This is a genomic window from Xanthobacter autotrophicus (assembly GCF_030015065.1).
Lineage (GTDB): Bacteria > Pseudomonadota > Alphaproteobacteria > Rhizobiales > Xanthobacteraceae > Xanthobacter > Xanthobacter autotrophicus_D.
Genome location: NZ_JAIVFN010000368.1, coordinates 1 through 470, shown reverse-complemented (window position 1 = coordinate 470; position 470 = coordinate 1). Strand labels below are relative to the sequence as shown.

1 protein-coding gene is annotated in these 470 nt (G+C 68.5%); it reads left to right on the top strand.

The genetic code is table 11. The features are described 5' to 3' along the window. The coding region (locus tag K9U40_RS23560; protein WP_282892484.1) for a type VI secretion protein IcmF/TssM N-terminal domain-containing protein at positions 1-470 on the top strand (470 nt) is incomplete at both ends.

Below are 470 nucleotides of genomic sequence, written 5' to 3'. Positions count from 1 at the left end.
GTACCTCATCATCGGTTCGCCCGGCTCCGGCAAGACCACGGCGCTGGTCAATTCGGGCCTGGATTTCCCGCTCGCCGCGCAGTTCGGCAAGGCGTCGATCCGCGGCGTGGGCGGCACGCGCAACTGCGACTGGTGGTTCACCGACCAGGCGGTGCTGCTGGACACGGCCGGCCGCTACACCACGCAGGAAAGCGATGCGGACCAGGACAGCGCCGCATGGTCCGGTTTCCTGAACCTGCTGCGCCGGTTCCGCGGCCGCCAGCCGATCAACGGCGTGCTGGTCACCCTGAGCGTGCAGGAGCTGCTGAGCGGCGGCGATGCCGAGCGCGAGCGGCTGGCGCGGCTGATCGGCCTGCGGCTGGCGGAGCTGTGCGAGGGGCTGTCGATCAAGTTCCCGGTCTACGTGCTGGTGACCAAGACCGACCTGCTGTCGGGCTTCAACGAGTTCTTCGGCAACATGAACCGCGAGG